The 23,904-nt window shown below is 71.7% G+C and carries 19 protein-coding genes; 9 read left to right on the forward strand and 10 right to left on the reverse strand.

Translation table 11 applies throughout. The features are described from left to right. Positions 1-8 precede the first annotated feature (8 nt). The gene (locus tag QRN30_RS11045; protein WP_052481764.1) at positions 9-1,211 is read right to left on the reverse strand and encodes a glycosyltransferase; all 1,203 of its coding nucleotides are present in this window, start codon (positions 1,209-1,211) and stop codon (positions 9-11) included. A gap of 48 nt (positions 1,212-1,259) precedes the next feature. Here QRN30_RS11045 and QRN30_RS11050 point away from each other — a divergent pair, with 48 nt between their 5' ends. Continuing rightward, a complete protein-coding gene (locus QRN30_RS11050; protein ID WP_071252204.1) occupies positions 1,260-2,483 on the forward strand; it encodes a polysaccharide pyruvyl transferase family protein in 1,224 nt (407 codons plus the stop codon). 206 nt (positions 2,484-2,689) lie between these two features. On the opposite strand, the gene QRN30_RS11055 is transcribed toward QRN30_RS11050, so the two are convergent. Further along, positions 2,690-3,688, reverse strand: a complete 999-nt coding sequence (locus QRN30_RS11055) for a GH25 family lysozyme (RefSeq protein WP_197068647.1) — start codon at positions 3,686-3,688, stop codon at positions 2,690-2,692. 125 nt (positions 3,689-3,813) lie between these two features. Beyond that, on the reverse strand, positions 3,814-5,097 hold the full coding sequence (locus QRN30_RS11060) for an acyltransferase family protein (protein WP_017888768.1): 1,284 nt from the start codon (positions 5,095-5,097) through the stop codon (positions 3,814-3,816). 106 nt (positions 5,098-5,203) lie between these two features. On the opposite strand from QRN30_RS11060, the gene QRN30_RS11065 reads away from it, so the two are divergent. Together QRN30_RS11065 and QRN30_RS11070 are read left to right on the forward strand one after the other, a co-directional pair. Then, on the forward strand, positions 5,204-7,075 hold the full coding sequence (locus QRN30_RS11065) for a glycosyltransferase family protein (protein WP_139179874.1): 1,872 nt from the start codon (positions 5,204-5,206) through the stop codon (positions 7,073-7,075). 101 nt (positions 7,076-7,176) lie between these two features. Then, entirely contained in the window at positions 7,177-8,208 is a 1,032-nt protein-coding gene (locus QRN30_RS11070; protein ID WP_284761084.1) for a lysylphosphatidylglycerol synthase domain-containing protein, read from the forward strand. Between the two features lie 278 nt (positions 8,209-8,486). Here QRN30_RS11070 and QRN30_RS11075 read toward each other — a convergent pair whose 3' ends face one another. After that, positions 8,487-10,043: a DUF2142 domain-containing protein gene (locus tag QRN30_RS11075; RefSeq protein ID WP_284761085.1), complete on the reverse strand. Its 1,557-nt coding sequence runs from the start codon at positions 10,041-10,043 to the stop codon at positions 8,487-8,489. A gap of 15 nt (positions 10,044-10,058) precedes the next feature. Next, complete coding sequence (locus QRN30_RS11080; RefSeq protein ID WP_017888771.1) at positions 10,059-10,547, reverse strand: GtrA family protein; 489 nt, start codon at positions 10,545-10,547, stop codon at positions 10,059-10,061. A gap of 113 nt (positions 10,548-10,660) precedes the next feature. On the opposite strand from QRN30_RS11080, the gene QRN30_RS11085 reads away from it, so the two are divergent. From QRN30_RS11085 to QRN30_RS11110, 6 genes are all read left to right on the forward strand, one after another. Next, positions 10,661-11,797: a 5-(carboxyamino)imidazole ribonucleotide synthase gene (locus tag QRN30_RS11085; RefSeq protein WP_284761086.1), complete on the forward strand. Its 1,137-nt coding sequence runs from the start codon at positions 10,661-10,663 to the stop codon at positions 11,795-11,797. Positions 11,798-12,003: 206 nt separating this feature from the next. Then, the gene (locus QRN30_RS11090) at positions 12,004-13,659 is read left to right on the forward strand and encodes a glycoside hydrolase family 6 protein (protein WP_284761087.1); all 1,656 of its coding nucleotides are present in this window, start codon (positions 12,004-12,006) and stop codon (positions 13,657-13,659) included. Positions 13,660-13,723: 64 nt separating this feature from the next. Further along, positions 13,724-14,824: a glycosyltransferase gene (locus QRN30_RS11095; protein WP_284761088.1), complete on the forward strand. Its 1,101-nt coding sequence runs from the start codon at positions 13,724-13,726 to the stop codon at positions 14,822-14,824. A gap of 9 nt (positions 14,825-14,833) precedes the next feature. Then, positions 14,834-15,346 (forward strand): 5-(carboxyamino)imidazole ribonucleotide mutase, encoded by a 513-nt coding sequence (gene purE / locus QRN30_RS11100; RefSeq protein WP_259575879.1) that lies wholly within the window; start codon positions 14,834-14,836, stop codon positions 15,344-15,346. A 66-nt stretch (positions 15,347-15,412) separates the two neighbouring features. Next, entirely contained in the window at positions 15,413-15,685 is a 273-nt protein-coding gene (locus QRN30_RS11105; RefSeq protein ID WP_056070860.1) for a hypothetical protein, read from the forward strand. A 239-nt stretch (positions 15,686-15,924) separates the two neighbouring features. Continuing rightward, positions 15,925-16,692 carry a family 16 glycosylhydrolase gene (locus QRN30_RS11110; protein ID WP_017888776.1) on the forward strand — a complete coding sequence of 256 codons (768 nt, stop codon included), beginning with the start codon at positions 15,925-15,927 and terminating at the stop codon, positions 16,690-16,692. A gap of 13 nt (positions 16,693-16,705) precedes the next feature. Here QRN30_RS11110 and QRN30_RS11115 read toward each other — a convergent pair whose 3' ends face one another. The 5 genes from QRN30_RS11115 to QRN30_RS11135 form a co-directional block, all read right to left on the reverse strand. Then, positions 16,706-17,848, reverse strand: a complete 1,143-nt coding sequence (locus tag QRN30_RS11115; RefSeq protein ID WP_056071081.1) for a glycosyltransferase family 4 protein — start codon at positions 17,846-17,848, stop codon at positions 16,706-16,708. Between the two features lie 204 nt (positions 17,849-18,052). Next, positions 18,053-18,904, reverse strand: a complete 852-nt coding sequence (gene rfbD, locus QRN30_RS11120; protein ID WP_017888778.1) for a dTDP-4-dehydrorhamnose reductase — start codon at positions 18,902-18,904, stop codon at positions 18,053-18,055. 11 nt (positions 18,905-18,915) lie between these two features. Next, entirely contained in the window at positions 18,916-19,902 is a 987-nt protein-coding gene (gene rfbB / locus QRN30_RS11125; RefSeq protein WP_017888779.1) for a dTDP-glucose 4,6-dehydratase, read from the reverse strand. 90 nt (positions 19,903-19,992) lie between these two features. Beyond that, the gene (locus QRN30_RS11130; RefSeq protein WP_284761089.1) at positions 19,993-22,929 is read right to left on the reverse strand and encodes a putative glycosyltransferase family protein; all 2,937 of its coding nucleotides are present in this window, start codon (positions 22,927-22,929) and stop codon (positions 19,993-19,995) included. Continuing rightward, entirely contained in the window at positions 22,919-23,860 is a 942-nt protein-coding gene (locus QRN30_RS11135; RefSeq protein WP_017888781.1) for a glycosyltransferase family 2 protein, read from the reverse strand. The genes QRN30_RS11130 and QRN30_RS11135 overlap by 11 nt, the downstream gene beginning before the upstream one ends. Between the last annotated feature and the right edge of the window lie 44 nt (positions 23,861-23,904).

Raw genomic sequence — 23,904 nt, forward strand, 5'->3', positions numbered from 1 at the left:
TCGCGTCGTCAGCCGATGGCTGCGCGCAGCACCGCGCGGTACCGCTCGCCGATCCGTTCGGTGGAGAACTCCGCCGCCGAGACGACGGCCTGCTCCTGGTAGCGCGTCCGCGCCGTGTCGTCGGTGAGCACGCGCTGCAGTGCCGCGCGGAGTGCCGGGACGTCGCCCGGGGGCACGAGCACGCCGGACACGTCGTCCTGCACGACGTCCCGGATGCCGGGCAGGTCGCTCGCCACGATCGCGGCGCCGACCGCCGCGGCCTCGAGCAGGGTCACCGGCAGGCCCTCCTGGTCGCCGTTCGCCGCCGGGATCGACGGAACGGCGACGACGGTCGCCGAGGCCAGGGTCTCGAGGACCTCGGTGCGGCCACGCTGGCCGAGGAACGACACCGGCAGCCCTGCAGCCTGCTGCTCGAGCTGGGTCCGGTACGGGCCGTCACCGACGACGGTGAGCCGCCACGGCACGTCGTCGCCCAGGCCGCGGAGCGCCTCGATCAGGTTGCCGAAGCCCTTCTTCTCGACCAACCGCCCGACGGCGACCACGTGGTGCTCCTGTGGCGCGACGCGCGCGCGGGTGTCGCGGGCCGGGCCCAGGTCGACACCCATCGGGATCACGGTCGAGCGTGACTCGGGCACGCCCCACTCGGTCAGCCGATCACGCATCTCGGAGTTGACGGTGGTGACGTGCGCTGACCGCCCGAAGATCCACCGCTTGAGGCGGACGAGGGGAGCCGCACGGAGCGCGTAGATGTCCCCGCCGTGGGTGGTCACGACGACGGGCACGCCCGGAGCGGCCAGGGTCGCGACGAGGGCCTGGGGGATGGCCCAGTGCGCGTGTATGACGTCGGGCCTCGCAGAACGCACCACGCGCCGCACGGCCAGGTACTGCGCGAGCACCAGGGCGGGCACCTGCACGATGCGGGAGCGGCGTTCCTTGAGGTTGTCGAGGATCGCGCCGTCGGCCAGGTCCTCGAAGCGACGCGGGAAGTACGGGTAGCGACGGACCGCGACCTCGCCGATGCGCTCCTTCGTGGCACCGCCGGGCACGCGGGGCGTGAGGACGAGGGTGTCGAACTCGGTCGCCTCTTGGTGGGCGAGGTCGAGCACGAACGCCGGCACCCCGTCGTCCGGCCGGGCCGGGAACGTCGAGCCCAGGACGAGCAGGCGGGGGCGTCCCTGGGGGGAGCGGGCGGAGCGAGTGGTGCGGGACATCGTGCCTTTCCGGGGGTGGCGGGGGACGGTCCGGTAGGCTCTCACCCCGTGCGCGTACTGATCCACAATAGCGATTCGCCCCACAACCGCGGGGACCGGGCGATCCTCGCCGGCAACGTCGAGCTCGTCCGCCGCCGGTGGCCCGACGCCGAGATCGTGTCCCTGTCCCAGTACCCCGAGCGGGACGCCGCGTGGTTCGGGATCCGGTTCCTGCCGGTCTCCCCGTACAGCACGGGCATCGGCGACCTGTTCGCCCTGCTGCGTGCCGCCCGCGGCGCCGACGTGGTGCTCTGGGGTGGCGGCGAGATCCTGAAGGACTACACGAACAAGCTCGGCCTCGTGTACTGGTTCGGCAAGATGCTGCTCGTCCGTGCGGTCAACAAGAACCTCGTCGGGGCGTTCCAGGGCATCGGCCCGACCACCGCCGGGGTCAGCAAGCGCCTGATCCGCGCCACCGTCGACCTGTGCAGCGCGTTCGCCGTCCGTGACGACGAGTCCCGCGAGAAGCTCCTGTCCTGGGGCGTGACGACGCCGATCGTGTCGTCCTTCGACCCCGCCGTCGTCGGGACGGTCACCCCGCCCGACGCCGAGGTGCTCGAGCGGCTCGAGCGCACCACCGGCCTGACCGCCGAGCAGCTCGACGGCTCGATCGGCTTCGGCGTCCGCCGCTGGTTCCACTACAAGCGCAGCGGCTGGATCCCGTTCCGGTTCCTGCCGAAGCGTTTCCGCCAGACCGGTGTCGACAGCGACAAACTCGTGACCTACCGCCAGGCCGTCGCCGACCTGGCCGACCGCGTCATCGACCGCTGGGACGCCGACGTGGTGTTCTACCCGATGCACATGGAGGCGTCCGAGGGTGACGCCGCGTTCGCCCGCGAGGTCATCGCGCTGATGCGGCACGCCGACCGCACCCACGTGGTCGAGGCCGACGAGTTCTCGCCGTCCGAGTACGCCGGGCTGATGTCCCGCAGCCGCCTGTTCCTGGCGAGCCGCCTGCACTCGGCGATCGTGGCGACCATCGCCGGGGTGCCGGCCGCGGTGCTCTACTACGTCGACAAGGGCCGGCTGTTCTTCGAGCAGATGGGACAGCAGGCGTACTCGAAGCCGATCGAGGCCGCGCTCGAGTCCACGTTCGTCGACGACGTCACGGCGCAGCTCGAGGCGCTCGACGCGGACCGCGACGCGGTCCGTGCGCAGCTCGCCGAGGGCGTGGCCCGCATGGCGACCGCACTCGACGCCGACTTCGCCGAGGCGACGCGCGACGTCCGCTGACACGACGGGCGCGAACGCGCGCCCGTGACGGACAGGAGGCCCGTGGCGACACCGCCACGGGCCTCCTGTCCGTCGTGCGCACGGTGCGGGCTGCGCTGTCCGGTGCTGGGCCGTCCGCTCCGTGCGCGCTTGCATGCTCGCTCGGAGCGAGCAACGGCGCACGGACTGACCAGGTGCGCACGGTGCAGCCGCGTGCCTGACGGGCGTCAGCTCGTCCGGGAGGCGAAGCGCTTCAGGTAGGTGATGTCGTTGCGGTAGACGTCCTGGTCGCCGGGGAGCGTGCCGCTGGACGCCCACTGCCAGAAGGTCCACTTCGACCAGCTGCGGCCGAGGGTGCCGGGCGTGGTGAAGTCCTTCACCGGGTAGATCGCGACGAACAACGGGTTCTTCGAGAACTGGTTGCTGTTGTTCGTGCAGCGCTTCCACCAGTCGGTCGTGGTGTAGATCGCGGGGTACCGACCCGTCTTGGCGACGACCGTCCGGTTGAAGTCCTTGATCCAGCTGCGCATCGACGACCACGACTTGCCGTAGCAGGTGCCCTGGGCGGCGCTGCCGTACTCGATGTCGAGCAGCGGCGGCAGGGTCTTGCCGTCCTTGCTCCACTGGCCGCCGTGCGCGAAGAAGTAGTTCGCCGTCGCGGCGCCGCTCGCCTGGCTCGGCTGGGCGTAGACGTAGCCACCGCGGTACAGGTTGCGCTGCTTCGCGGTCGCGTACTGCTGCTTGAACGTCGAGCTGACGTACGAGGTGCCCTCGGTCGCCTTGACGTACACGAACCGGGCGCCGTTGCCGTACGCCTGCCGGAAGTTCACGCTCGGCTGCCACGCGCTGATGTCGAAGCCCTGCACCCGGCCCGGGGGCGGACCGCCGGCGGAGGCGGCAGCGGCGGAGGAGCTGAGGGCCTGCGCGCTCACGCCGCCGGACAGGGCGTCGGGCGAGGCGGTCGTGACGTGGGACTCGCCGGCGTGCGCGGCGATGCCGGCACCCATGGTGTGGTTGCCGGTGCGGTCCATCTCGGCGATGGACAGCTGCTCGGTGGGTGCCTCTGCCGCCGGCGCCGCTGCCGACGTACCCGCCGTGGGGGCCGGTGCCGCGGTCGCGGGGTCGGTCGTGGTGACGCCGACGGCCGGGCCGCTGGCGAAGGTGATGGCCCCGGCGACGACGGCGGCGGTGCCGAGTCCGAGGAGTCTGCTGATCGGTGCGCGCATGTGGTCTCGTCTTCCCTGTCGAGATGCCGTGGGCCTGATCTCCCACGCCGAGGTCCGAGTGATGCTACCCGGCCTCGGCGACACATGTCCGTCAGGCGCACACGGGCGGCACCCGCCGCGGTGGGCTACCGCCGCCGGCGCGGCGCTGTGTCGGTGTCGTCGGTCTCGACCTCCGGCAGGCGCCCGCGCGAGGCGACCTCGCGCGTGGCGTGCTTCTGCCGGCGGTTGAGGAAGTTGCGCTCGACGAGCCACCACATCCCGACGCAGATGGCCAGGGTGACCGGGATCACCACGAAGACCATCAGCAGGAACTGCCACTTCGGGTACAGGCCCATCGGCAGGAGCAGCAGGTTGCCGAGTCCGAGCAGCGGGCTGTGGAAGAGGTAGACCGAGTACGACACGAGGCCGGCGAGCACGAACGGCTTCCAGGCGAAGAACCGTGCCAGCCAGGTGTGCTGCCCGGACACGGCTCGGCGTCCCATCCAGGTCAGCAGGATGCCGGCGAAGATGCCGAGGACGACCTCGGACGGCCAGGTCTGGTGCTGCCAGTAGTCGCGGTTGCGGAAGAAGACGAGGAGCATCCCGACGAACATCGCGGCGACGAACACGCCGCCCTGCCACCGCGGGCCGCCGAGCTTCGAGGCGTTCAGCTTGCCGGTCAGGTGCTCGTCACGGGCCTTCACGGTGAGTTCGGCGGCCAGCATGCCGACCGCGAAGAGGCCGACGAACCACGGGTGCATCCACGAGTAGCGGCTCTCGGAGCCCATCCACATGCCGATCAGGACCAGCGAGGACGCCGTCGCCCAGCCGCCGAAGACCTTCCAGAGCGGCAGGATCAGCAGCGGCATGAGGAAGTAGATCTGCCACTCGACGGCGACCGTCCACATCGGGCCGTTGATCTTGCCGATGTACTGCGGGAAGAAGTCGTGCACCAGGAAGAAGTGCGTGAGGAAGGTCCCCCAACCCATCGGCAACTTCGTGTCCCACTGCGTGCCACCCGGCTGCCCCATCACGGGGACGAACAGGATGATGAGCGCGAAGACGACGAGCGACGCCCAGTACGGCGGGATGATCCGTCGTGCGCGGCGCCAGATGAACTTCCAGAAGCCGCCCGGCAACCGGTAGCGGTCGAACCGGGTCACGACGGGGAGCATCAGCACGTAGCCGGACAGCACGATGAACAGCGGGACGCCGAGGTAGCCCCACCCGATGAACGGACGGAGCCACGGCAGCTCGGTCGGACCGGTGCCCCGCATCCCCGTGAAGAGGTACGCGTGGTAGAACACCACGGCGAGGGCGGCGAGTCCGCGGAGACCGTCCAGGTACGGGAACTCGAGACGGCCCCCGGCTCGGGGAGCGGCGGCCCTCGGTTCGGCTGCGGTTTCGGCTGCGCGGGTTTCGGTGGCCAACGAACGTCCTCGTGGTGGTCGGAGCGGGGTCCCCGGCAGTCTCCCACACGCCGAGCGTCCCTCGCGATCCGGCCCGGTGCGGTCCGACAAGCGATCGGATGTCATGATGAAGCACGTGACCGTGACGACGCCCGCAGCACCGCAGTCCGCCCACGAGCCCGTTCGAGGCCGTTCGGGGACGGCTTCCCGACGGTACCGGCACCTGGTCGCACCCCTGCTCCTCGCGGTCCTCACGGTGGTCGGCGTCGTCCTCTGCGCTGCGGTGGCCTACCACAACCGTCTCGGCGTCACCAACGTCGACGGCATCTCCTACATGGGCATCGCGCGCGAGTACGCGAACGGCTGGCTGCCCGATGCGATCAACGCGTACTGGTCGCCGCTGGTCTCGTGGATGATGGCGCCGTTCGTCGCGCTCGGCCTCGGCCTGCAGACGGCCTTCGCGATCGTCAACTGCTTCGCCGCGGCCGTGGTGCTCGGCATCGGCGGGTGGCTCGTCTGGTCGCAGAACCACCGCATCGTCCCGGCCCTGGTCTTCATGGTCACGGCGATCCCCGCGCTGATGAGCGCCGTGCCGGTGCAGACCCCGGACCTGCTCGTCGTCGCGTGGGTCGTCGGGTTCCTCTGGGCACTCCGGTGGGCCGACCAGGCGCTGCACGGATCGACGCGGGCGCGGGTCGTCTCCGGAGCCGTGCTCGGTGCCGTCGCAGCCCTCGGCTACTTCACCAAGCTGTTCCTGCTGCCGGTGGCCATCGGTGCCGTGATCCTCTGGCTGCTGCTGCGCGTCTGGTCCGCCCGCCGTCGCCACGAGCCCGTGCGGCACTGGTGGACGGCGCCCGTCGCGACGATCGTCGTGTTCGTCGTCGTCATCGCCCCCTGGGTCGGTGCCCTGACCGCCAAGTACGACACCGTGACGCTCGGGTCGTCGCTGTCGGTCAACATCGGATCGAAGTTCGACGACGGCGGTCGAGCCACGGACTGGCCGTTCCTGCCGGTCCCGCCCAACGACCACGCCTTCTCGCCGAACGAGGACTTCACCCCGTCGGTCTACAAGCAGGGCCCGATGGACAACCCGGACCCCGCCGTGGTGCCGCCGGCCACCTCGTCGTCCAGCGACGACACCGCGCCGAAGGTCACGAAGGAGTCCGGCATCGCCGCCCGCGCCGGCTACTACCTGCACGAGCGCATGCTCGCCCTGCCGTACTACCTGCAGAAGATCAGCACGTTCGCCCCGTTCGCGGCACCGATCGCGCTGCTCTTCGCCGCCGCACTCGTCATCGGTGTCGTGCGCTTCCGCCGCTACGCCTTCACCTGCATCGTCGCCGCGACGACCCTGGTCTACTTCGTCGGCTACGGCATGATCACGTCGTCGTCGAGCGGCGGCGGCAACGCGCGCTACTACTGGCCGCTCTTCTACCTGACCGCGATGATCGGTGCGCTCATGCTGCCGGCGGTCTGGCGACTGGTGCGCCGTCGTGGCGTGGTGCGGACGATCGTCGCGTGCCTGGCGATCGCCGTGGTGCCCCTGGCGTCGTACACGCAGAACTGGCTCGGGTCGCCGGCGCCGTTCTACCCGTCGGTGAACCGGACCGAGCCGCTGCGCGTCCTCGGCCCGACCCGGGTGCCGGAGATCGTCCGGCTCGCCGACCAGATCCGGGCGAGCGGCGCGCTCCCCGAGGACGCCACCGTCATCGGGTCGAACTACCGGTCGCTGGCGTCGCTCGCCTTCCTGACCGACACGCGTGTGTACGGTCGCTCAGGTCAGGGGTACACCTACCAGTCGGACGCGATGCGCAAGCTGTTCCTCGACCAGGGCGTGCAGTACTTCGTGCAGTTCGACGCGGCCACCGCCCCGGCGCGCGACTACTCGGCGGCCGGCAAGGTCGTCGGCACGTACAACGCGACGATCTCGTGCAGCACCGACCGGTCGACCGACCCCGAGGTCCCCTGCCGCGTCCAGGTCATCAAGCTCGCCCGGTAGCGCGAGCGACGGGGCGAGCGAGGGCCGCAGCGGCACCGCAGGGAGCGGCCCGCCCCACCGTCTACCATGACCTGAGCCCGAGACCTGAGCAGGAGACCCGTTTGTCCGTCAGCACCAGCGACACCCCCGCGCCCGAGGGGAAGCGTCCGTCGAAGCGACGACGGTTCCTCGGCAAGGCGATCCCGATCGTCTTCTACGTCCTGCTCGCGGTGTTCCTCGTGCTGTACGTGCGCGGCGTCGACTGGGGGCAGCTCGCCGGACTCGACTGGCAGTGGTCGTGGGTGGCCCTCGCGACGGTGATCAGCCTCGGGTTCCGCTACTGGGGTGTCGGCATCTGGTTCTACCTGCTGCGACGACTCGGTGCGACCGGGCTGAAGGGCAGTGGCGTCACCCTGACCTACGTGTACGCGAAGTCGTGGATGGGCCGCTACATCCCGGGTGCTGCCACCTGGATCATCGGCAAGGTCTACTTCGCCTCGAAGCACGGCGTCTCGAAGGCCCGTCTCGGTGTGAGCGGCCTGCTCGAGGGTGCCCTGCAGATCGCCGCGACCCTGGCCCTGGCGCTCGTGCTGCTGCTCATCGACCCGCGCACCCACAACCTCGACCCGTGGCTCATCGTCCTGATGATCGCGGCGTTCGTCGGTTGTGTCGTCTGCCTGATCCCGCGGGTCTTCGTGTTCCTGATCGGGATCGCGCTGAAGATCCTGCGCCGCAAGCCGCTCGAAGCCGACGTCCGCCCGAACCTCGGCACGGTCCTCGGCGGGGCCGGTCTCTACGTCGCCGGAGCGGTGCTGTCCGGCACGGCGTACTACTTCATCACCCTCGGGGTGTACCCCTCGCTGAAGATCACCGACGCGGCCTTCGTGATCGGTGCCGCCAGCATGGCCTCGGCGATCAGCATGCTGGCCGTCTTCGCGCCCGGCGGGCTCGGTGTCCGCGAGGGCGTCCAGGCCCTCCTGCTGGCCCTCGTGATGCCGGTGCCGATCGCCCTCGTGGTCGTCGTCGTCACCCGTGTCTGGAGCCTCGCGGTCGACGGACTCTTCCTGCTCTGCGCCGCGGCCCCCACGTGGTTCCGGCGCAACCGGCCGACGGACGACCCCTCCGCGGTCGAGAGTGGCGTCCCCGCCGCCTGACGCGGCAGCGAGTGTGCAGAAGACGTCGGGTCCCGTGTCGGGACCCGACGTCTTCTGCTCACTGGGCGGCCGTGGCGCGCCTGGCGACGGACGGGAGGCCCGTGCCAGCTGGCACCGGGCCTCCTGTCCGTCTCGCAGGGGCGTCCAACCCGCGCCGTGCGCCGTCCGCCGAGTGGTCACGAAGTGTCGCCTGGAGACGCTCCAGACGACGGTTCGCGACCCCTCGGGGCCGCGCCTGCGGCACGTCGTGCCCGCCCGGCGCTCCGCGGCCGGGCGTGTCAGCGGACGGGAACCGTCGTCGACAGGGCGCGACGGTCGGCGCGCGCGACCTGCACGACCGAGGCGACGAGGCCCACCGCGACCAGCGCCACGACGACCACGAGCACCGCGGGTGGCACCGGGCCGATCTCGGAGTAGCGCAGCAGCCCACGCCCCGTCACCGGGAACACCGCCGCGTTCCAGAACCAGGCGGACGCCACCGCGAAGCCGTACACGCCCACGGCGGGCAGCGCGACCGCCAGTGCCACGGCGCCCCAGGCGCGTGCCCGTCCGGCCGGTACCAGCCGCCGCCACGCGAGCGCGCTCAGCACGATCAGGCAGACGATCGCGGGGAAGTAGTACCGGCCCTGGGTGGCGGCGACCTCGGTGGTGGTCAGGTACGAGTGCGCGCTCGTGCGGTTCTGGATGCCGATCAGGAGCGCCGGGAACACCGCGAGGCAGAGCGCCGTCCGCAGGTCCGGGCCGCGGCGGAACGCCCAGCCGACGAGCACCACGAGGGCGACCAGGGTGAGGACGGCGGTGAGCAGATCGCCGATCGTGACCTGTGCCCGGCCGCCGAAGCTGCCCCAGAACGTGCGGGCGAGGGTGCCCCAGCTGACGTCGAGGAAGTGCCCGAGCGTGGGGCTCTCACCCGGCGGGAAGTCCTTCGGGGGCCGCATGGCCGTGTAGCCGTTCGGCTGGATCCGCCCGTACGACACCAGGTTGTGCAGCCACCACCACGCGCCGATGCCGCCGGAGACCGCCATCGCGACGACCGTGCGCACGATCCGTTGCCGCAGGGACAGCACCCCGGCGCCGGCGAACAGCACCACCACCGCGACGAACGGCACCGCCGGCAACCCCGTGCCCTTGATCCAGACCAGGGCCCCGAGCACCGCCGCCAGTGCGATCGTGGTGCGCCAGCGGGTGTCCCCGGTGAGCAGACGCGTGGCGAGCCAGACGACGATCCCGGCGACGAGCAGGACGGGGGCGTCGTTGGAGAACGACGAGCCGATGGACGCGAGCTCGGGCGTCGCGAACACGGCGAGGGCGCCGATCAGCGCGGCGCGGGGGCTGCGGGTCACCCGGCGCACCGACGCCCAGACGAGCAGCGGCAGCGCGGTCACGGCCAGCACGTCGGCCAGGCGGAGGGCGATGAACGCGTGGTCCCAGCGGAGCTCGCCGAAGTCGACGGCACGGAGCACGGCGGCTCCGGCCAGGTAGGCGGTCGGCGGGTGCTGGGTCATCTGGTTGACCGTCGCCGAGGGGCCGGGGGCGTTCTGCAGCAACTCGCCCACCGTCGACCACTCGTCGGACGGCTTCGTCGCCTGCTCGACCTTGGCGGCCTGCACGGCGTTGGTGACGAACAGCTCGCCGGGGGCCGCCCACGCGTCGCCGAGGGCGAGGTGCACCGAGGCGTCGATGTGCGCGGTCTCGTCGGGCGCTTCGAACACCGGGACGATCAACGCCCACGCCACGAGCCACAGCCCGAAGGTCGCCGTGATCACCGCGATCGCGACACGTTCCCAGCGCGCGGTGCGGGGTGGAGCAGGGGTGGTGGTCGTCTCGGCCGTCACCCCACCGATCCTAGGTCAGGCGTCGTGGGGGACCCGCGGCCCGTCGGACACCGACTCGTCGGCGGTGGCCGGCTGCGTGGCGGTGCGCTCGGGGTGGTAGACCCAGACCTTGTAGAGCCAGAACCGGAAGACCGTGCCGAGCACGAGCCCGACGATGTTCGCGACGTTGTCGGCGAGCACCGAGGTGAGCCCCATGGCGTAGTGCGAGACCCCGAGGCAGGCGAGGGCGATGACCATGCCGCCGAGCGAGACGACGACGAACTCCACACCCTCGCGGGTGGCCACGGCGCGACGCTGCTCACGGAACGTCCAGTACCGGTTGCCCATCCAGTTGACGAAGATCGCCACGACGGTGGAGATGACCTTCGCCCAGAACGGGCCCGAGTGGACGTCCTCGGGGTTCAGGACGGTGATGCGCAGCACGTTGAACACCGTGGTGTCCACGACGAAGCCGACGGCACCGACGACGCCGAAGCGTGCCAGCTGGGCGATGAGGCGCCGCACGAGCCCTCCAGGATCCGTAGAGTTGTGACCGGTCGTCCAGAGCACGACCCGAACAGCGATTGTAGACAACGCGTTCCCACCGCGCGGTGGGAGCGCCGGAAGGATCACACAGCATGGCGTTGCGCGTCGGGGTCATCGGTGGGGGACAGCTGGCACGGATGATGGTGCCGGCCGCGGTCGAACTCGGGATCGACATCCGGGTGCTCGCCGAGGGGCCGCGCATGTCGGCGAGCATCGCCGCCACCGCCGAGGGCGACTACCACGACGCCGCCACGGTGCTCGAGTTCGCCCGACAGGTCGACGTCGTCACCTTCGACCACGAACACGTGCCCCAGGACGTTCTGCGCACGCTGGTCGACGCGGGCGTGGCGGTCCACCCCGGCCCCGACGCGCTGGCCGTCGCGCAGGACAAGATCACGATGCGTCGCCGGCTGAGCGACCTCGGCCTGCCGGTGCCCGACTGGGTGGCCGTGCACGACCCCGACGAGCTCCGCGGGTTCCTGGCCGACCACGGTGGCCGAGCCGTCGTCAAGACCCCGCGGGGCGGGTACGACGGCAAGGGTGTCCGGGTCGTCTCCGACGCCGCCGAGGTCGACGACTGGTTCATCGCCGTGGCCGAGGCCGGCGGCGACCAGGCCCTCCTGGTCGAGGAGCTCGTCCCCTTCACCCGCGAACTCGCGCAGTCCGTGGCACGCCGCCCCTCCGGGCAGGTCGTCGCCTGGCCGCTCGTCGAGACCGTGCAGCGCGACGGCGTCTGCGCCGAGGTCATCGCTCCGGCCCCGGACAGCGCCGGCCGGATCGCCGACCTGACCGAGTCGATCGCCGTCCGCATCGCCGAGGAACTCGGGGTCACCGGTGTGCTCGCCGTCGAGCTGTTCCAGACCGACGACGAGCGCATCCTCATCAACGAGCTCGCGATGCGTCCGCACAACACCGGGCACTGGACCATCGACGGCGCCACCACGAGCCAGTTCGAGCAGCACCTGCGTGCCGTCCTCGACCTGCCGCTCGGTGCCACCGGCTCGTTCGCCCCGGCGTCCGTCATGGTCAACGTGCTCGGCGGACCCGCCGACGGCGACCTCGCCGCCCGGTACCCCGCCGCACTCCAGGCCTTCCCCGAGGCCAAGTACCACTTCTACGGCAAGGCACCCCGGGCCGGGCGGAAGATCGGGCACGTCACGGTGCTCGGCGACGACGTCGACGACGTCGTCTACCGCGCTCGCGCGGCCGCTGCCCACTTCGACGACTGAGGTCGCGTCCTCGACGTGACCGGATGACGACACGGGAGGCCCGTGGTGACGCCGCCACGGGCCTCCCGTGTCGTGTCGGCGCGGGACGCACTTGTCGGCCGGTCTGCGGACACCCCCTCGGGTGGCACCCGCTCGGGAGGCTGGTGGGGGACGGGAACGCGTGTTCTCCTGGAGCAGTCAGGGAACACACGTCCAGGGGAGTCTCCATGCGCCGCCGTCCGCGCCGTACCGCCGTCTGCGCCGCCGCAGTCGCCCTCGTCGCTGCCGTCGCCGGCCTGCTGCCGACCGCGACCGCGTCGGCAGCGACCTCGGCTTCCGCCATCCGCTCGGCGACGTCCGCGTCGCTCTACGGCGCCGGGCCGTACCGGTCGCCCACGAGCGAGGCGGCGAAGGCCCAGACCGCCCTCGCAGCCACCGACCCGGCCGGTGCCGCGGCGGCCGGGACCATCGCCCGCTACCCCGTCGCCACCTGGCTCGGCGACTGGACACAGGGGACACAGCTGACCAAGACCATCAGCACCGCCCTGACCGGGGCCGAGCAGTCCGGCACCACCCCCGTGTTCGTGCTCTACGCGATCCCCGACCGTGACTGCGGCGGGTACTCGGCCGGCGGGTTCGACGAGCGTTCCTACGACGACTGGGTCGACCAGGTCACCGCGGCGCTCACCGGGCACCGTGCAGCCGTCGTCGTCGAACCGGACTCGCTCGCGATGCTCAGCAACGCCAAGTGCAGCACGGCGCTCGACGAGCAGCGCTACCGGATCCTCTCCCGCACCGTCGCCGGCCTGACCGCTGCCGGGGTCCCCGCGTACCTGGACGCCGGCAACTCGAACTGGGTGCAGCCCGCACTGATGGCGTCGCGACTGAACAGCGCGGGGGTGCAGCAAGCCCGCGGCTTCTTCACGAACGTCGCGAACTACTACCCGACCGCCCAGGAGCAGGCGTACGCGCAGAAGGTGTCCGCCGCGACCGGGGGTTCCCACTACGTGATCGACACCTCGCGCAACGGGCAGGGCTGGCGCGGCACGTGGTGCAACGGACCCGGCGCCGGGCTCGGTACCTCGCCCCGGGTGGTGTCCGACGGCACGGCGCTCGACGCCCTGCTGTGGGTGAAGACCCCCGGCGCGAGCGACGGCACCTGCAACGGTGCCCCGGCCGCCGGCAAGTGGTTCTCGGCCTACGCACAGGCCCTCGTCGCGAACGCCCGCCTGGGGGCACCCGCTGCCGACATGACACCCCGTGGGTCGCTCGAGGCCGTCGCCGGCACCGGCGGCGGCGTCCGCGTGTCCGGGTGGGCCTACGACGAGGACGACCCCACGCAGCCCGTGCGGGTCCGTGCCACCGTGGACGGGGCCGCGGCCGGCGTCGCCACCGCCGGGCTCGACCGTCCCGACGTCGACGCCCGCGCCGGTGTCGGCGCGACCCACGGCTTCGACGTCGTGCTGCCCACCGCGGCCGGCGCTCGCCGTGTCTGCGTCACCGCGGTGAACATCGGCGCCGGATCGGACACCGCGCTCGGCTGCTCGACCGTCCGCGCGTACCGGCACGACCCCTACGCCGGGCTCGAGTCCGCCACGGCCGTGGCCCGCGGCATCGCCGTGCGCGGCTGGGCGTTCGACGGCGACGCGGTGACCGCGGCGACCCGGGTGGCGATCACGGTCGACGGCAGACGGGTGACGTCACTGGACGCCGGCCGGAAGCGTGCCGACGTGGACGCGACCTGGGGCGCCGGCCGTTCGCACGGCTTCGCGGGCACGGTCCGGGTGGCGGCCGGCAAGCACACGGTCTGCGCGGTCGCGCACAACACCGGGACCGGAGCGGACCGGACGGCGTCAACGTGCCGGACGGTGCGGGTGCGCTGAGGCGGCGTGCGGCGTGCGGCGTTCGGCGTCCGGTGCGAGGTTCCGGGTGCGAGAGGATGGACGCATGCCGCGTGATCTCGTCCGCCGGGCCGCCCGACGCCTGCGCCGTGTGGTCGTCGGGGCCCCACCGCAGCCGGTGCCCCTGCCCGTGCTCGGGTACGTCGTCGCCGGCGGTGGGGGCGCGCACCCGGCCTCGGCACACGTCCGTGTGGTCCGGCGCACCGAGCACCTGGCGTCGAGCGGCACCGCCGAGGCCCGTCAGGTGGACCCGGCCGCGTTCGTCGACGGCTCCGACACGACGCCGTACGCCGCACTCCTGGTGCAGCGTGACATCCTGCCGCGTGACGACGTGCAGCCCTTCCTGGTGGCCGCCGCGGCCCGGGGCATCCGCGTCGTGGCCGAGGTCGACGACGACTTCTTCACCGATTCCGGGCGCGAACGACTGGCTCGTGCCGAGTACGACCCCGACCGGCTCGCCTCGATCGACGCCCTGGTGCGGGGTGCCGACACCGTCGTCGTGAGCACGCCCGAACTCGCCGACGTCGTCCGTCCGGTCGCGCGGGACGTCGTCGTCGTGCCGAACGCCCTGGACCCGGAGATCTGGACCGCCGGCCCGACGGACGACGATGACGACGAGCGCCCCGAGGGGGAGCACCGCGTGCTGTACATGGGCACGCTCACCCACGCCGCCGACCTCGAACTGCTCCGTGACGTCTTCGCCGACCTCGCCACTGCGGACGGCACCCCGATCCGGCTCGAGGTCATCGGCGTGACGGACGAGAGCGGCGCGGACTGGTTCCGCCGGGTCGTCGTCCCCGACGGGCACTACCCGGCCTTCTCCCGCTGGCTCGTGGCGCACCGGGAGCGCTGGCGAGCGGGTGTCGCACCCCTGCGCGACGAGGAGTTCAACCGCGCGAAGAGCGACCTGAAGTTCCTGGAGTACACCGCGCTCGGACTGCCCGCCGTGGTCTCGGACCGGCCGTCGTACGCGGTGGCACGGGCGCACGGCGCCGTGGCCGTCCCGGATGACGTCGGAGCGTGGCGGGACGCCGTGCGGACCGCTGTCGAACGCGGCCGACCGGACGAGCGCGCTGCGCGCTGGGTCGCCGGGGACCGCACGATCGGCCACGACGGCGACACCTGGCGGCGGGTCCTGCTCGGCTAGGCTCGTCGCGTGACCGACACCGCCGCACCCGCACAGCCGCTCGTCTCGATCATCATGGGGTCGGACTCCGACTGGCCGACCATGCGGGCCGCGGCGGAGATCCTCGCCGAACTCGGCATCCCGTTCGAGGCGGACGTCGTGTCGGCGCACCGCACCCCGGACAAGATGACCCGCTTCGCCCGCGCGGCCGCCGAGCGCGGCATCCGGGTCGTCATCGCCGGGGCCGGCGGCGCAGCACACCTGCCCGGCATGGTGGCCTCGATGACCACGCTGCCGGTGATCGGCGTCCCGGTGCAGCTCGCGCGCCTGGACGGCCTCGACTCGCTGCTCTCGATCGTGCAGATGCCGGCGGGCATCCCGGTGGCGACGATGGCGATCAACGGTGCCGCCAATGCCGGTCTGTTGGCGGCGCGCATCATCGGTTCCTCGGAGCCGGCCGTCGCCGCTCGGCTGACGGAGTACGCCGACGGGCTCGAGCGCCTGGTCGAAGAGAAGGCCGCGCGCCTCCGCGACGCGCTCTGACGCGGCGGGGCAGGGCTGGGCTGGGCTGGGCCGCGATCGGGTCCTGGGCCGCGCTACGGTAGCGGGATGCGCCGCGCCGTCCCCGTCCTCGTCCTCGCCGTGATCGCCGTGGTCGCCGCGGTGGTCTGCGGGTTCGCCCTGCACGCCGCCGGTCCGTTGAACCCGGTGTCCGGCTGGTCCGGCCCTGCTGAACGGGGCTTCGTCTCGACGAAGTCGCAGTACGACTCGATGCTCACCTCGGTGCACGTCGCCGAGGTCGCGGCCGTGGTCGTCGTCGTCGCGGTGCTGGCAGCCGTCGTGGTCGCGCTCGTCACGCGTCGTCGTCGCGCCCGGCCCTGATCGGACGGCGCAGACGACGACCCCTGCTCGAGTCGACGGGGCTCCCGGTCGCGCCACGCGCTCTGACCAGGACTCCCAGCCGACGGTTCGGTCATCGTGCAAGGCCCGCGCACTGGGGGTACGCAGCTGTGTCAACCCCCGGACGCACATCGTGGACAGCAACTACCGTGAACGCCGGGCAGCCGAGATCCGGTCGCCCGGCACCCACACCGAACGGGTGCGAACCGTCACGTCAGGGAGTGACCGAGCCCATGCAGGAACGCGCCACCAGGAGAGCCGCACTCGCCGTCGTGCTCCTCGGAGCAGCACTCGTCGCCGGCCCGCTCGGCCAGGGGACCGCAGCGACCGCCAGCTCGGCACCGCTCGGCGACGTCGGGAAGTTCAAGCAGACCTTCCGCGAGCAGTTCAGCACCCCGGCCAGCGCCAAGGGGGCCTTCGCGAAGCAGTACGCGAGGTCGTGGCAGCCGTACCCGGACGGCACCGGCGGCATGTACTACTCGGGGTCGCAGATCAGCTCGCACCACGGGTACATGGACGTCAAGCTCGACGGCAAGCACGGCGCCGCCGGCACCTTCGGCACGCCGACGGGCGCCTGGGGCCACAAGGGCGGGAAGTTCATCGTCCGCGCCAAGGCGACCGGTGGTGCCGGCAACGGCGCGGCCTTCATGCTCTGGCCGTCGTCCGACCGCTGGGCCGACGGGGAGATCGACTACCCCGAAGCCAACTTCGACCAGCAGCCGATGCTGCACCACCACTCGATGATCGCGGGACAGGAGGCGAACGCGGTGAGCGTGGGCACCGGTGTCTCCTGGCGGTCGTGGCACACGTACTCGATCGAGTGGATCCCCGGGAAGTCCGTCCGCTACCGCCTCGACGGCAAGGTGATCAAGACGGTCACCAGCCATGTGCCGAAGACGGCGCACCGGTACATGTTCCAGGTCGGCGACTGGGGCGACGCGGGGCACCTGTACATCGACTGGGTCAGCACCTACACGTACAAGGGCTGACGCGGTCCGACCGTCAGAGGTCGGCGTGCAGCTGCCAGGTCTCCGCCGCGGAGTCCGACCAGTCGTACATGCGTGCGCGGTCCGGACCCGCCACCGCCAGTCGGCTGGCCAGGTTCGGGTCGTGCACGACCTGGTAGACCGCCTGGGCGAGTCGTGCCGGGTAGGACTCCCGCGGCGACCGGGCGACGGTGACCCCGGCGTCCGAGGCGACCTCGGCCACGGCGGGGTCGTCGGAGTGGATCACCGGGGTACCGAAGCTCATCGCCTCGATCACGGGCAGGCCGAACCCCTCGGCGAGGCTCGGGAACACGAACACCGTCGCGCGGTCGTAGACCACCGCGAGGTCTGCGTCGTCGATGCGGCCGAGGACCTTCACCCGGTCGCGTGACAGGCCCGCACGCTCCGCGGTGCCGTACACGTCGACGTCTCCCCAGCCGTCCGGGCCCGAGATGACGAGGGGGATGTCGGCCGGAGCGTCCGGGTGGGCCATCGCCTCGATCAGGGAGGCCAGGGCCTTGCGGGGCTCGAGCGTGCCGACCGCGAGCACGTAGCGGTCGGGCAGGCCGAGACGTTCCGCGCGCAGGTCGGCGTCGACGGGCAGCCGGAGGCGTCCGCTCGGGGCGCCGCCGATGACGCGGAGCCGGTCGTCGAAGCGGTGGATCTCGTTCAGGGCCCCCGCGACGGCGTGGGTCGGCACCACGACGGCGTCGGCGTGCTTCCACGCCCGCTTCACCATCGCCTTGTGGAAGTGGACGCCGCGCGGCGTCAGGGTCTCGGGGTTGGTCCACGGCACGACGTCGTGCACGGTGACCACGGTCTGCCGACCCGGGTCCTGGAAACGGTCGTGCTTGACCAGTGGTGCGAGCACGCTCGGCGCGTGCACCATGCCCTTCGCGATGCCGCCGACGAACCCGCCCTGCCAGGCGAGCGACAGCTCGCGCCGCGGCAGCGGGAGCCGCTGCAGGTCGGACAGCCCCGGCAGGAGCTTCCGCAGGTGCGCCATCTCGTCGGACCCGACGGCGGAGACCACGCCCGCGACCTCGCACCCGCTCGGCGCGTGCTCGACGAGGTGCCGCGCCAGTTCCTCGGCGTAGCGCCCGATGCCGCCCGGCACGGGAGCGACGATCTGGTCGACGATGACGTGGAGGGTGGTCATGGTGCTGTGCTCCTCGTCGTGGTTCGTGGACCGGTGGTCCGTGGACCCCTGGTCAGGGGCCGAGAGCCGGCCCCGCGCTCGGCTGCCCGACACTACCAGGGTGGTCCCGGCGCCCCCTGGGCGCGGTCGGTGGGCGGTCTGGAGGCGCGGGTCGGGTTCCCGACGTCCCGGGACCGACCCGCGCCTCCTGGCCGAGAGCCGCGCCTACGCGGTCAGCGCACCCGCCGCGACGGCGGCGTGCAGCGCCTCGCGCCAGTCGCGCATCGGCGCGAGGCCGGCGCGCGACCAGCCGTCGTGGCCGAGCACGCTGTACGCCGGACGCGGTGCCGGACGGACGAACGCCGCACTGTCCGTGGGCAGGACGCGCTCCGGGTCGAGCCCGAGCTCGCGGTAGATGGCCTGCGTGAAGTCGAACCAGGACCCCTGGCCCGCGTTCGTGCCGTGGTAGATGCCGGCCGGGGCGTCCCCGTCGACGAGTTCGACGATCCGGGCGGCGAGGTCGCCGGTCCACGTCGGCTGGCCGACCTGGTCGGTGACGACGCTGACGGTGTCGTGCGAGCCGGCGAGCCGGAGCATCGTCGCGGCGAAGTTCGGCCCGTGTGCGCCGTAGATCCACGCGGTGCGGACGACGTACGAGGTGTCCGGGGCGATCGCGCGCACCAAGGCCTCGCCGGCGGCCTTCGTGCGGCCGTAGGCGTTGATCGGGTCGGTCGGGGCGTCCTCGGCGTAGGGCGCCGTGCCGTTGCCGTCGAACACGTAGTCGGTCGACACGGTGACGAGCTTCGCGCCGTGGCGGACGGCGGCCTCGGCGAGGAGCTTCGGCCCGGTCGCGTTCACCGCGTGGGCGTCGTCCTCGTGGTCTTCCGCGTCGTCGACCTTGGTGTACGCGGCCGAGTTGACCACGACGTCGTGCCCGGCCACGGCGGCGTCCACCGCGGCCGGGTCGGTGATGTCGAGGTCGGCCCGCGACAGCGCGGTGACGTCGCGGCCCGCGAGCGCGGCCTGGAGGTCCTGGCCGAGCATGCCGGCCGCTCCGGTGATGAGGTACCTGGTCACGGTGTGCCGGTTCAGCTCAGGGCCGCACGCTGCTTGAGCGGCTCCCACCAGGCGCGGTTCTCGCGGTACCACTGCACGACGTCGGTCAGGCCCTGCTCGAACGGGACCTGCGGCTCGTAGCCGAGCTCGGCCTGGATCTTCGAGATGTCGACCGAGTAGCGCAGGTCGTGCCCGAGACGGTCGGCGACGCGGTCGACGTACGACCAGTCCTTGCCGGTGGCGTCGAGGAGCAGCTGCGTGAGCTCCTTGTTGGTCAGCTCGGTGCCGCCGCCGATGTTGTAGATCTCGCCGGCGCGGCCGCGGGTCAGGACCATCGCGATGCCGCGGGTGTGGTCGTCGACGTGCAGCCAGTCGCGGATGTTGTTGCCCTCGCCGTACAGCGGGACGTGCACGTCGTCGATCAGGTTGGTGACGAACAGCGGGATGACCTTCTCGGGGAAGTGGTACGGGCCGTAGTTGTTCGAGCAGCGCGTGATCGAGAGGTTCAGCCCGTGCGTGCGGTGGTAGCTGCGGGCGAGCAGGTCGCTGCCGGCCTTCGACGCCGAGTACGGCGAGTTCGGCTCGAGCGGGCGTTCCTCGTCCCACGAACCCTCGCTGATGGAGCCGTAGACCTCGTCGGTGGAGACGTGCACGAAGCGCTCGGTGCCGTGGCGGAGTGCCGCGTCGAGCAGACGCTGGGTGCCGACGACGTTGGTCTCGACGAAGATGCCGGAGTCGCGGACCGAGCGGTCGACGTGGGACTCGGCGGCGAAGTGCACGATCGCGTCGACGGTCGGGACGACCTCGTCGAGCTTCGCGGCGTCGCGGATGTCACCGTGGACGAAGGTGTAGCGGGGGGAGTCGGCGACCGGAGCGAGGTTCGCTTCGTTGCCGGAGTAGGTCAGCGCGTCGTAGACCACGACCTCGGCGCCCTCGAGGCCGGGGTACGCGTCCTCCAGCGTGCGGCGGACGAAGTTCGAGCCGATGAAGCCGGCTCCTCCGGTGACGAGGATCTTCACGAGGTCTCTTCCTTTGCGTTGTCGACGGGGACGCGGATGGCGGCACCGGCGGGGTCGTCGGATCGAAAGCCGATTGTACGGGGCCGAGGCTCAGTCGGCCGTGGGGGCACGTCGACGTCGACGACGGCCGACGACGAGCACGGTCACGGTCGTGAGCACGGCGATCCCGACGGTCCCGCCCGTGACGAGCCACCCGGCGGTGAGCCCGGGCACCGAGTAGGACAGCCGGACGGTGTGCGAGCCCCGCGGGACCCAGACCGCGCCACCGGCGTTGTCCGCGGCGACGAGGTCGGTTGGCTCGCCGTCCACCGTGGCGTGCCAGCCCGGACGCCGGAGCGAGTCCGCGACCACGAGCCAGCCGCCACCGGTCGCATCGACGTCGGCGACGGTCTCGCTCGGGGCACTCGGCCGTAGCCGGACCACGGCGTCACCCGTCCGGTCGGCCCGGTGGTCGGTGGACGTGCTGAGGACGACGGTGTCGTCGGAGAGCGCGTGCCCGGCGAGTGCCGCGAGCCGGTTGTCCGTCGATGCGAGCACCCGCTGGTCGGACGCCCACCGCACCCGGTCGAGCGCCGAGCTGCGCTGGTAGATCGTGGCGTCGCCGGTGTGCACGACCGACACGCCCTGGCCGGCGACGGGCCGGACGGTGTCCAGGACGGCCTTCCCGCCGGTGCCCGTTCCGATCGCGACCGGCTGCGACTGCCCGGTGACGGTGATCTGGGCGTGCCACTGCACACGCGACGGGATGCTCGACCCCGCGACGGCGACGTTGCGGGGGCCGCCGAGGGCGGGCACCCAGCTCTCGGTCTCGGCGAGGGTCTTCCCGGTGCCGTCCGCGACGATCGCGACGGTGAGGGTCATGCCCCGAGCCGACGTCGTGAGCTGCGGCGGGCCGGTGAGGGTCACACCGTTCACGGGGCCGGAGTTGCTCGGCCCGTCGACGGACGGTCGCCTCTTCGTCAGGTCGGTCCACCCCGTACGGCGGGCGCTGGCCTCGGGGGTCCCGGCGATCGGGGCGGAGGGGTCGGCGACGACGTACTTCGTGGCGACGCGGTCGAGGACGGCGGAGTCGACCAAGTGGGTCATCTCGTCGGGCGCGAACGTCAGGTACGTGGCCGTCGGGTACGTCGTCGGGTCGACGGTCCGCATGAGCTGCTTCCACTCCCGCGTCTGGAACGCGTGCCCGGTGGTCGAGCGGATGCCGTAGTACGAGGCCGACCCGGGCAACGTGGCGGTGCCGGCGGTGGCGAAGCGGTCCTGGGCGGACACGTGCTCCTGCAGGTAGTCGATCGCCGGCGACGACGGGTAGAACGTCGAGTTCGGCGCGATGGGCCACCAGCGGACCGTCGCCGCGACGGCGGGCACGCAGACCGCGGCGACGATGCCCATCGCGGCGGCGACGCGGAGCGAACGGATCCGCAGGAGCCATGGGACGAGGACGAGGACGGCCGTCCCGGCGCCGACGACCCCGGTGACGAGGACGAGGAGCTTGGTCCGGTGCAGCACGTCGGCCGGCACCGTGTCGAGCGCCAGCGCCGTCTGCAGCCCGACCGACGCGGTGAACAGCACGACGAGGACGACCGTCGCGATCCGGCCCGCGCGCCGGAGCGGCGTGGCACGGCGGAACCGTGCGAGTTCGTCGCGCAGCGTCTCGGGCTCGACGACGCGTCCGAACCCGATGCCGGCGAGCACCGCGGCGAAGAAGCCCACGACGACACGCGCTCGACCGATCGGACTCGAGTCGAACACCGGGAGTTCCCGGACCGCGGCCAGGAGCGGGCCGCCGAGGAACACCAGCACGACGCTGAACGCCAGCAGCGACGCGACGATCGGCACGACACCGCGCTGCCGACGCCGGACCAGCGCGGCGTCGGCGTCGCGCGCCGGTGCGGTGGCGGGCGCTGCGTCGACGGCGGGCGCTGCTCCGCCGGCGGACGCTGCGTCGCGTCGACCCGGGCGGATCAGGACGGCGGCGGCGATGAGCACCACCGCGGCGATGCCGATGTACGAGTACTCCTCGACCGGGTTGCGGAGGCCCCACGCGCGGCCGGTGCTCGCCAGCGACGTGATGTCCGGGATCCAGGAACTCACCAGGGGCGCGGACCCGATGCCGGCACCGCCGCGCTGACCGCGACCGCCGAAGTCGACGACGTTCGCGGCGCTGATCGCGAACGGCACGAGTTGCCAGGCGGCGAGCAGGACACCGAGGACGATCCCGCCGAGGGCGATCCCCGCACTGACGAGCACCTGGCGGAGTGCGCGGTGGGCCACGATCGTGCGGGCCAGGAAGAAGAGGCCACCGACGAAGAGCCCGTAGCCGACGATCGCCGGGAAGCCCCCGAGCAGCATCGCGGTGACGACGAGGCCGACGCTGAACAGGTCGCGTGCACGGAGCTCGACGGCGGCCCGGTCGATGGCCCAGAACAGCAGCGGCAGGAAGGCGGACACCCGGGTCTGCGGCCAGTTCGACCACGCGACCATGAAGCCGGACGACGCGAAGACGAGCGAGGCGATCGGCCACGCGGGCCGCGGGACGCCCCACCGACGCAGCAGCAGGGACATGCCGGCCGTGATCGCGACGATCTCGAGGAGTTTCACCGCGCCGGCCGCGGCCGAGAACGGCAGGATCCACCAGGGGAGCGACAGCGGCGACCACGCCCCGGAGTTCGGCACGCCGCCGAGTTCGACGCCCCCGGCGACGTACGGGTTCCATGACCCGAACACGCCTTCGTGCGCGAGCTTGACCAGGAGCGTCGTCTGGGGTGTGACGCTGTCGAGAGTGTCACTGCTCAGGATGTTCGTCGAGTTCCGCAGGGTCTCGAGCGACTCACCCCACGGGGTGTACCGGCTGAGCATGCCGGTGTTCAGGAACGTGCCCTGACCGATCAGTGCGGGCCCGATGGTGCAGGCGACGAACGCCACGAGCGCGGCCCAGGCGACGATCTCGACCCAGGACGAAGGGCGACGGAGCCAGAGCGCGAACCGCGTTCGGCCCTTCAGCATCGCCGACGCCGGGTCAGTCGCCATACCGCTGCAGTTTCTGCAGGTCGAGCTGCTCCTCGGCCAGCGTGCGGTTCAGGCGGGTGAGGTCGGCCACGACGCCGATGACGATCGACAGGAGCGCGGTGATGAGCAGGACGACACCGAGGATGATCGACTGCAGGTGGTTGCCGCCGGTGTGCATCGCCAGGAGCACCAGGTACCGGATGAGCGGCCAGAGTCCGAGTGCTCCGAGCACCGCCGCGACCCAGAGAAACAGCGCCATCGGCCGGTACATCAGGTAGACGCGGGCGATCGCCGAGCCGGACTCGAACATGTGCTGGAAGATGTTGTTGAAGAGCCGCGACTCGCGGGTCTTCGGGTTCGTCGTGATCGGCACCGACGCGATCGCCAGGCGCTTGTACCCGGCCTGCACGATGGTCTCCATGCAGTAGCTGAAGCGCGTCACGATGTTCAGGCGGATGAGCGAGTACTTCGAGTACGCGCGGAACCCGCTCGCCGCGTCGGGCAGGTCGAGCCCGGCCGCACGGCTCGCGACCCACGAGCCGAAGCGCTGCATGGCCTTCTTGAAGCCGGAGAAGTGCTCGATGGTGCGCGTCTGCCGGTCGCCGATGACGATCTCGGCTTCCTTCCGCAGGATCGGCTGCACGAGCTCGGCGATCTGTGCCTGCGGGTACTGGTTGTCCCCGTCGGTGTTCACGACGATGTCGGCACCGTGCAGCAGCGCGTAGTCGACGCCGTCACGGAACGAGCGGGCGAGGCCCATGTTCGTGGTGTGGTGCACGAAGTGCTTGACGCCGTGCTCCTTGGCGACCTCGACGGTGCGGTCGGTGCTGCCGTCGTTGATCACCAGGATCTCGATCTCGTCGATGCCGTCGATCTCCCGTGGGATGGAGTCGATGACGCTGGCGAGGGTGTTCTCCTCGTTGAGGCAGGGGATCTGGACGAATAGCTTCACGGGCTCGCTTGGTCTCGTTTCGGGAGTCGGCAATGCGCAGAACC

Source organism: Curtobacterium sp. MEB011 (genome assembly GCF_030209655.1).
Lineage (GTDB): Bacteria > Actinomycetota > Actinomycetes > Actinomycetales > Microbacteriaceae > Curtobacterium > Curtobacterium poinsettiae.

Bases quoted from the DNA above. Each gene is read 5' to 3' on its own strand.
- QRN30_RS11045 (WP_052481764.1), bottom strand. From the start codon at position 1,211: ATGTCCCGCACCACTCGCTCCGCCCGCTCCCCCCAGGGACGCCCCCGC.
- QRN30_RS11055 (WP_197068647.1), bottom strand. From the start codon at position 3,688: ATGCGCGCACCGATCAGCAGACTCCTCGGACTCGGCACCGCCGCCGTC.
- QRN30_RS11065 (WP_139179874.1), top strand. From the start codon at position 5,204: ATGAAGCACGTGACCGTGACGACGCCCGCAGCACCGCAGTCCGCCCAC.
- QRN30_RS11085 (WP_284761086.1), top strand. From the start codon at position 10,661: ATGGCGTTGCGCGTCGGGGTCATCGGTGGGGGACAGCTGGCACGGATG.
- QRN30_RS11090 (WP_284761087.1), top strand. From the start codon at position 12,004: ATGCGCCGCCGTCCGCGCCGTACCGCCGTCTGCGCCGCCGCAGTCGCC.
- QRN30_RS11095 (WP_284761088.1), top strand. From the start codon at position 13,724: ATGCCGCGTGATCTCGTCCGCCGGGCCGCCCGACGCCTGCGCCGTGTG.
- QRN30_RS11105 (WP_056070860.1), top strand. From the start codon at position 15,413: ATGCGCCGCGCCGTCCCCGTCCTCGTCCTCGCCGTGATCGCCGTGGTC.
- QRN30_RS11115 (WP_056071081.1), bottom strand. From the start codon at position 17,848: ATGACCACCCTCCACGTCATCGTCGACCAGATCGTCGCTCCCGTGCCG.
- QRN30_RS11130 (WP_284761089.1), bottom strand. From the start codon at position 22,929: ATGGCGACTGACCCGGCGTCGGCGATGCTGAAGGGCCGAACGCGGTTC.